8 protein-coding genes and 1 pseudogene are annotated in these 7,697 nt (G+C 63.2%); 2 read left to right on the top strand and 7 right to left on the bottom strand.

Annotation, left to right across the window (positions count from 1 at the left end; all coding sequences use genetic code 11):
* From WAN02_RS21185 to WAN02_RS21160, 6 genes are all read right to left on the bottom strand, one after another.
* On the bottom strand, positions 1-834 hold an 834-nt coding region (locus WAN02_RS21185; RefSeq protein WP_422266180.1), incomplete at its 3' end, for an MCE family protein.
* The gene (locus WAN02_RS21180; RefSeq protein WP_422266181.1) at positions 831-1,913 is read right to left on the bottom strand and encodes an MCE family protein; all 1,083 of its coding nucleotides are present in this window, start codon (positions 1,911-1,913) and stop codon (positions 831-833) included. The genes WAN02_RS21185 and WAN02_RS21180, both read right to left, overlap by 4 nt.
* Positions 1,913-2,938: an MCE family protein gene (locus tag WAN02_RS21175; protein WP_422266179.1), complete on the bottom strand. Its 1,026-nt coding sequence runs from the start codon at positions 2,936-2,938 to the stop codon at positions 1,913-1,915. Before WAN02_RS21175 ends, WAN02_RS21180 begins: the two co-directional genes overlap by 1 nt.
* Positions 2,935-4,140, bottom strand: a complete 1,206-nt coding sequence (locus WAN02_RS21170; RefSeq protein ID WP_422266178.1) for an MCE family protein — start codon at positions 4,138-4,140, stop codon at positions 2,935-2,937. The genes WAN02_RS21175 and WAN02_RS21170 overlap by 4 nt, the downstream gene beginning before the upstream one ends.
* Positions 4,141-4,303: 163 nt before the next feature.
* The gene (locus WAN02_RS21165; RefSeq protein WP_422266177.1) at positions 4,304-5,062 is read right to left on the bottom strand and encodes an alpha/beta fold hydrolase; all 759 of its coding nucleotides are present in this window, start codon (positions 5,060-5,062) and stop codon (positions 4,304-4,306) included.
* A 289-nt stretch (positions 5,063-5,351) separates the two neighbouring features.
* The gene (locus tag WAN02_RS21160) at positions 5,352-5,975 is read right to left on the bottom strand and encodes a TetR/AcrR family transcriptional regulator (RefSeq protein WP_422266176.1); all 624 of its coding nucleotides are present in this window, start codon (positions 5,973-5,975) and stop codon (positions 5,352-5,354) included.
* Positions 5,976-6,122: 147 nt separating this feature from the next.
* Between WAN02_RS21160 and WAN02_RS21155 the strand changes: the two genes are divergently transcribed.
* The gene (locus tag WAN02_RS21155; RefSeq protein WP_422266175.1) at positions 6,123-6,683 is read left to right on the top strand and encodes an ERG2 family protein; all 561 of its coding nucleotides are present in this window, start codon (positions 6,123-6,125) and stop codon (positions 6,681-6,683) included.
* A 79-nt stretch (positions 6,684-6,762) separates the two neighbouring features.
* On the opposite strand, the gene WAN02_RS21150 is transcribed toward WAN02_RS21155, so the two are convergent.
* On the bottom strand, positions 6,763-7,398 hold the full coding sequence (locus WAN02_RS21150; protein ID WP_422266174.1) for a TetR/AcrR family transcriptional regulator: 636 nt from the start codon (positions 7,396-7,398) through the stop codon (positions 6,763-6,765).
* Positions 7,399-7,592: 194 nt separating this feature from the next.
* On the opposite strand from WAN02_RS21150, the pseudogene WAN02_RS21145 reads away from it, so the two are divergent.
* Positions 7,593-7,697, top strand: a pseudogene (locus WAN02_RS21145) (metal-dependent hydrolase); the annotation flags it as partial.

Here is a 7,697-nt window from a genome sequence, read left to right as displayed (position 1 = left end):
CCGTTGGACTTGCTCGGTGGTCTTGTCGCGGCTGCCGGCGATGAAGCGTTGGACATCGCCGAGGACGCTGGACAGGCTGGTGAGCGCGGAGTCAAGATCGGAGCGGCTTTCGTCGATAACGCTGGTTAGGGTGGCGAATCGGTTTTGGAATTCCACGATTTGGGTGTTGCTGTCCTTCAGCGCGGTCACGAATGTTTCCAGGTTGGTGATGATGTCGATGATGTCGCCGCCGCCGGAGGCCAGGATGCGTCCGGCTTTGGACAGCTCGGCCAGGGTTTGGCGGAATGTGGTGCCGTTGCCGGCGAGTGCGTTGGCAGTGCTGTCGATGAACCGAGACACCGACGTGCCCGAGGTGCCGTGCGGGGTTCCCAGATCGGTTGACAGACGCATTAACTGGTCTTTGACTTGATCCCACTCCACGGGCACGGCGGTGCGTTCCAGCGGGATGACTGCACCGTTGCGCAGTGTGGGCCCGTGGCCGGGCTCGTAGGCAGGGGTCAGTTCGACATAGCGTGCGGCGACGAGGTTTTGGGCGGCGATGACCGCGGTCGCGTCGGCGGGGATGTCGACGCCGTGATCGACGGCCAGCGTCATGCGGACCCGGGTGCCTTCGGGGCGGATGGCGTCGATATGTCCCACGCTCACCCCGGCGACTTCGACGTTGTCACCGGGGTAGATGGCGATGGCTTTGGTGAAGTAGGCGGTGATCACGGTGGGTCGCAGCAGCGTGATGTGCGCCAGCATGGTGATCCCGCCGAGCAGGGCTGTGATCAACATTGCGCTGACCACGCGTGTCAACGGTGCGCGGTAGCGGCGGATCACAGCGCGCGTCATCGGCTGCCACCGGGAATCCCGTTGTAGGGGAACGGAAATTCGGCGCGTGGACCGGCGTTGTCGGGTGGTTGTCCAGGCGTGGCGCCGCGGCGGAATCCGAAGTAGTAGTCGAAAAAGGGCTGCAGGAGCTGGGGGACGAACAGGTCGGGCACGAACGCGCTGTAGTAGTAGCCGTTGGCGACGGTTTCGCCCTGGGTGATCTGGTATTTCGCCAGCCCGGGCAGGGCTTTTCCGATGTTGTCGCGGTTCTTCTCCAGCATCTCGGTCACCGAGTTGAGCCGTTCCAGCGCGGGTGCGAGTTGTTTCTCGTTGTCGGCGATCAGTCTCGACAGCTGCCGTGACAGGGCGGTGGTGTTGGCCAAGAGGTCGACGATCGCTTGTCGGCGTTGGGCCAGCGCGCCGATCAGATCGTCGGCGTTGAGGATCAGCGTGTTGAGTTGGTCGCTGCGTTTGGCCAGCACATCGGTGACTTGGCCGGTGTGTTTGAGGAGTTCGGCCAAGGTGGTGTCACGGCCGTTAATGGTCTGCGACAAGCGGGTCAGTGCCTGCAGCGTCGGTGCCAGCTGTGGGGCGATGTGTTCGACGGTCTGTGAGAGCGTGTCCAGCGAGCGGTTCAGCGCCTGGGTGTCGGTGCCGGCGGTGTTGGCCCCGAGGTCGCCGACCGCCTCGGTGAGCGAGTAGGGCGATGCGGTGCGCGAGGACGGGACGGTGCTGTTGGGTGACATCGTCGTGGCGCCCGCCGATTCCAGGGTCAACACTCGTTGGCCCAGCAGCGAGCCGGTGCGGATGTGCGCGGTGCTCTCTGAGCCCAGCAGCACGGTGCCGTCGACCTGGAAGCTCACCAAGGCTTTTCCGTTGCGCAGCGACACATCCGATACGGTGCCGACTTTGACTCCGGAGACTTTGACGTCGTTGCCGGCGACGAGTCCGCCGGCGTGGGTGAACACGGCGTGGTAGCGCACGGTGGTGGCCCAGTTGGCCAGTGTGACGGGATTGAGTCCGACAGCGATGATCAACACGGCGAGCATTGCGCCGATGAAGCCGGCTTTGATTAGGTGTTGTCCGCGGTATTTCAGCATCAGGGTTCTGAGCACCGTCCGGCGTCTTGGTTGATCCACGGGGCCACGACCGTGCGGCCCTGCAGGTCGGTGGCGCGGATTTGGATGCCGCAGATGTAGTAGTTGATGAAGCTGCCGTAGGCGCCCAGGCGGATCAGCTTGCGGTAGTTCTCTGGTGCTTTTTTCAGCGCGGTGTCCAGTTTGTCCTTGTCCTGGTCGAGCAGGGGCGCTAGGCGGTTGAGCTGGCTGACGGCGGCGGTCAAGGGCGGGCCTGCGTGGGTGAGGAGATCGGCGATCGAGGCGGTGCCGGTATCGAGGGCTTGGATGGCTGAGGCGATGGGATCGCGGTCAGCGGACAGGTCGGTGATCAGCCGCTGGAGGCGGTCGATGGTGCCGGAGAAGTGTGGGCCGTCTTTGGCCAGTGTCGCGGTGACAGTGTTGAGATTGTCGATGAGCCGCTCGACGGCGTCGTGACGATCGGCTAGTGCTGTGGCGAACGAGGATGTATGGGACAGAATGGATTCCAGGGTGCCGCCTTGGCCTTGGAACACCTGGATCAGGGATGCGGTCAAGGTGTTGACGTCGGTGGGGTTCAGGCCGCGGATGACGGGTTTGAGTCCGCCCAGCAGTAGATCTAAATCGAGCGCGGGCGCGGTGTGGTCGAGCGGTATTTGGGTGCCGGCCGGTAAGGCGCGGGTGGATCCTGGACTGTCGAGGAGCTCGAGGTAGCGGTCTCCGACCAGGTTCAGGTAGCGCACCGCTACCCGGGTTCCTGCGGTCAGCACTATGTCGCGGTCGGCGTCAAAGCCCACCACAACGTGTTTGTCAGGCTGCAATGACACCGCGGTGACCGTTCCGATCCGCACTCCTGAAACTCGAACCGAGGCACCGGGTTGGATGCTCGAGGCGTCTGCAAAGACCGCTGAGTAGGTGTTGGTTGCCCCGGTGCGGAGCTGGCTGAAGATTGCGAGCAGCAGCGCGGTCAACGCGACCATCACGGTGGCGAACACGCCGAACTTGATCAGCGGGCCGCGGATCGGGGTCATCCGGGGTCACCGATCTGCGCGGAGTTTCGGGGTGGCCCGTCAATGGGGCCGTAGTGGTATTGCTTGAGTGCATCAGAGTTGGGCACGATGCCGGGATTGCCGTATTGCCACGGGTTGGCGCCGATATCGGCGACAGCGAACTTGGGTCGCGCCTGGAAAGGCAAGTCGGGCATGCCGATTGAGGCGCACGGCGCATCCCCTTTGGCCGCCACTTTCGGCAGGTTTGACGGGTAGCGGTACCGCTCGATGCCCAGCCCGAAGCCCAGCGAGGCGATCACACCGGGCACCGGAATCGGGGGCGCGTCGGCGATGGGCCAAATCCCGGCCAGGCTGCAGTACAGGCTGTGGTGGTAGCGGCTGAGCACATCGGAGGTCGGCACCAGCAGCCGCAGCGTCTCGGTCAGGGCCGCACGGTTGGTGCCGACGACATCGGCGCCGATGTCACCGAGACCGGCGGCGCTGATCAGCAAGGCGTCCAGCTGCTGTTTCTGGTCAACGATGGTCTTGCTGATCGTGGTGGTGTTGCTGATGATGCTCGTCAGGTCCGATGCGGCGTCGGCGTAGGTGTTGACGACGGTGGGGGCGACCTGTAAATCGTGCTCCAGCGCAGGCAGATCGGGGTCTAGGCGGCGAAATAACGCGTCAAGGTCGGAGAATGCCGCGCCGATCTCGTGACCGCGGCCGCTCAGCGTCGAGGAGATCGCGGTCAGTGTTGCGTTCAGCTTGCCGGGTTCGATCGCCGACAAGAGCGACGTCAGCTGTTCGAACAAGGTGTTGAACTCCACGGTCACCCGCGAGGCGTGGAGCACCTGGCCCGGTTGGAGCCGTTGAGACGAGGGATCGGCCGGTATGCGCAGCTCGACGAACTTGTTGCCGAACACGGTGGTGGACGCGATGTTGGCGCTAATGTTGGCCGGAATGCGCTGCAGTTCACCGGGATTCATCGCGACCTGCAGTGCGGCCCGACCATCGGGGCGTTCTTCGATGGAGGCCACCGTGCCGACCTGGATGCCCAGCAGCTTGACCTTGGCTTGCGGATTCATCACCAACCCGGCACGTGGTGAAACGATCGTGATCCCGACCGTTCGTGTCAGATCACCCCGAAACGTCAAGACGCACCACACAACGATGCTGCTGATTACCGCGACGGTGAACAGCCCGGCCAGTGGCCGTAGCCAGGCGGGTGCGGCCCTGGCAGTCACGGGCCCGACCCGCCGACGATGCGCGCGCCGAGACGTGTGTTCGTCGAGGCGTGCGCAGATGCCCGCGACCGGTAGGTGGCTGCGGCGCCGATCACCGCTGCGGTCATGTCGGGTCTCCTCTCTTCGAACTGTGCGGTTCGTTCAGTTGCGCGAGGTTTCGTGCTTACTGTGGGATCAGCGGACCGATGGGCGTTGTCGTGGTCGCGTGCACCAGCAGTGCCGCCAGCTCTGCGGGCCGGCTCAGAAATGGTGAGTGCGAGGTGTCGATGGTCAACGGCTCGACGCCCAGACGTGTTGCCACGACATCAGAGAGCCACCGCGGTTTCGACCGGTCCTGCAGGCAACGGATATAACTGCGGGGCAGATCGGCCCGCCAGAAGTGCGGGACCGACACCGGCGCGGTGGTCGTCTCCCCGAACCGCTCGGCGCACAGACGTGCGAAGGCCCACTCGGCGGTCGGCTGATCGCAATCGTGATAGAAGTACTTCCACGCGCTCTCGAAATCCGCGAAGCTCATGGCGCCGTCGTCGCTGAAACGCAAGTAGCTCAACATCTCCCCGACGTCGGCGTCGAAAGACCCTTCTTCAGCATTGCGCATCGCCATCGCCTCGGGATAGGAACGCCCTTCGCGTGGCAACCCCGCCGCCAAGTACACGATGTGCGCCAACCGATCTGGCGCCGCATCAGCAGCCAGCGTGATGTCAAACCCGCCACCGGAATGCCCGACCAACACATCACCTGGCTGCAATACCGATACGATGGCGTCCCGCCGATTGGCTAACGTGGACTCCTCCTCGAGCCGGTCGCCGTGGCCAGGAATATCGACCGCCACCGCCCCGTGGCCTAAGCGTTCCAGCTCAGGAATCACCCGCTGCCAGCACCACGCGGCGTGAAAACCCCCGTGCACCAACACGAAACGCATCATCGTTCCTTTCCGGTGACAGCTCGAGCCCGCAATGCCGAACTCAGTGAACGGTCCGCGCACACCGGCGAGACCTCGAATTGCGGCAACCTGGACGTTCAGAGCCAAGGTCAGCGCCGCGACCCGATATCGCGGCAGCGGACTTCTCGTGGAGGATCAACCGCACTGGTCTCACAAGCGGTCACCGTAACACCATTTCTACGAATGTAGGGACGTAAATCTACTTACGTAGAAATCTTTGGGATCACCGCACGCGGACAAACGGTCCTGGCAGTTCGTAACGCCGGACTTAGGGTTGGACAGCGCGTAGGTGATGGGATGCGGCAATGCCGGCGATCAACGCGTGCAGCAAGTGGGTCAACTCTTCGGCGCTTCCCACGGGGTTGTCGCCGAGGATCTGGCGCACCATGACACCGTTGATGAAGGTCGTGACAACTCTGGCCTGTTCCTCGATCAGCTCCGGGGCCATCGCACCCTCGGGTTGCTCGCTAGTGACTGCCTGCTCGCTCAAGGCCACGAAGCCTGCAATCGCTTCTGTGAAAGCGCCGCGCAACACGTCGTCGCGCTGGGAATGCAAGGCCAGCTCGTAGCGCGCCCGCGAGCGATCAAGAGCCGGCCCGGTCGCCGACTGCATCACCATGTCCGCCAACATCGCCAGCGTCGCCCCGGACCCCGCGGCCTGACCCGTCACCGCCACAAAATCAGCGGCATCCAACTCAGCGACGCGCTCAGCCGTCGCACGCAACAACGCCGAGCGGGTGCGGAAATACGAGGACGTCGTGCCGTCAGGCAGCCCGGCGCGCTGCTCCACCTTGCGATGCGACAGACCACGCCCGCCCTCAAGGGCAAGGATCTCGATCGCAACATCACACAACAGGCGTCGTCGCCCTGCGACGTCGGCTTTTCGCTTCATAGCAACCCGGGCAGTGTAGCCGAACGCCCTACCGGCTGAAATGTGGTGCGCGCAGTGCCTACGAGTGCTCCGCTGGCCTCCGGCCGGCTGGCGCTCATAATCATACGCAATGGACACCAAATGTATGATGAGGTAGCGTCGGTTGTTGTGGGAGCGATATTCGATTCCGAGAACCTACACGCGATCGCAAAGAGCGCCGTGGGTATGGACAGCAAAGACGCGGCCTTCGCACACGTCATCGCCGAGCTGAAACGCGAGTATCCGGGTCACATCCGTGACGACATCCCGTGGGTGTTCAACAATGCCGGCGGCGCGATGGGACAGATGAAGCTCTTGCACGCGTCACTGTCGGAATACCTCATCTTTTTCGGCACCCCGATCGGCACCGAAGGCCACTCAGGCCGCTACGCCAGCGAGGTGTGGGACTTCATCATCGACGGCGAGGTGTGGTGCTACGAGGAGGGTCAATTCGAGCGCAGCGTGTACGGGCCTGGGGATGTGGCGTACTTGGCGGGAGGTCGGGCGAAGGGTTATGCCGTGCCAAACGCCGCGTTCATGCTGGAGTACGCGCGCGGGCCAATTCCGGGCATGATGCCCTTCGGCATCGCTGATGCCGTCTTCAGCACCATCGACCCGCCGACGATTGGCAAGACTGCCTGGTATTACACGCAACTTGTCGTGGGTGAGCTCCTCAAGGGCAAGGTGTGACACGAAGTCCTCTGGTGCGCGGTTCGCGTTAGCGCGAGCCAGCTCGGCGGGATCGTTCGAAACTGCCAACGGCTGGCCCTTAGTGCCCGTCGGCGACAGGAACGGCGGCGCTGTGCTGCTGGGCCAAGATAGCGCCCCCCAGCCACCGTTTGATGAACCGCCGCAGTTCTTCTCGGCTCCGATTGGGGTCGTTGGGCGCGACGAAGAACGAGAGCATCGTGCGTAAGGTAAATTCCACGAGTTCGCGCAGCGCCGCTTGGTCGTAGCCGTAGCGCATCCAGTCGACATCGAAGCGGGTAATCATCCGCATGCCAAAAGTCTGGGCTTCATCGGATGCCAGGCTTGAAGTATGGGAGTTGCGGTACTGTTCGGACAGTAGGATACCCAAATGCGGTGTGCGCGTTACTTGTTCGAGCGCGTACAACACGCCTTCTGTCATCGCCTCGGCCGGATCGCCGATACCGCGGACGGCTTCGGTGAGTCGATCGAGAAAGCCGTCGACTGAGGCCACCGCCGCTGCGTGCATCAGAGCTTCGGCGGTCGGAAAGTAGCGGTACACCGTCTGCCGGATGACCCCCAAGGACTCGGCAACCTCAGCGAGGCTGACATCGGAGCCGGTTTCGGCGATCAACTTGACCGCCGTGGCCACAATGCGCTGCGAGGCTTCCTCATCGGTGACGGGTGGATGCCCGTCCCAGCCGCGTCTACGCGCCACGGTCGACAACCCCTAGCAACAACATTCCCGCAGGATATCGGCTCCGCATAACCGCGACAGAAACGGCGGCTCGCCTCCGCCATTGACGAGGGCCCACCATTTAATCAATCATACATGTAAGCCATGTGATGTATGATAACTGTTCCAAGCTGCTGCTGAGGACGGCTGGCAGGAGACAAGTGAGGGAGCATCTGATGACGGATCTCATCGTGCGCAAGATGCGGTTCGCGTTCGCCGACCACGACGTTCCTTTCCTGTGGAACGAGCAAAACCCCGCTTTTTCCAGCATGGCCAACGCG

The organism is Mycobacterium sp. (assembly GCF_049281135.1).
GTDB lineage: Bacteria > Actinomycetota > Actinomycetes > Mycobacteriales > Mycobacteriaceae > Mycobacterium.
The sequence above is the reverse complement of the archived record's forward strand: the minus strand, read 5'-3'. Positions and strand labels throughout refer to the sequence as shown.

What these genes read in the sequence shown, in the direction of transcription:
- WAN02_RS21180 (WP_422266181.1), bottom strand. Translation starts at nt 1,913, where the DNA reads ATGCTGAAATACCGCGGACAACACCTAATCAAAGCCGGCTTCATCGGC.
- WAN02_RS21165 (WP_422266177.1), bottom strand. Translation starts at nt 5,062, where the DNA reads ATGCGTTTCGTGTTGGTGCACGGGGGTTTTCACGCCGCGTGGTGCTGG.
- WAN02_RS21175 (WP_422266179.1), bottom strand. Translation starts at nt 2,938, where the DNA reads ATGACCCCGATCCGCGGCCCGCTGATCAAGTTCGGCGTGTTCGCCACC.
- WAN02_RS21160 (WP_422266176.1), bottom strand. Translation starts at nt 5,975, where the DNA reads ATGAAGCGAAAAGCCGACGTCGCAGGGCGACGACGCCTGTTGTGTGAT.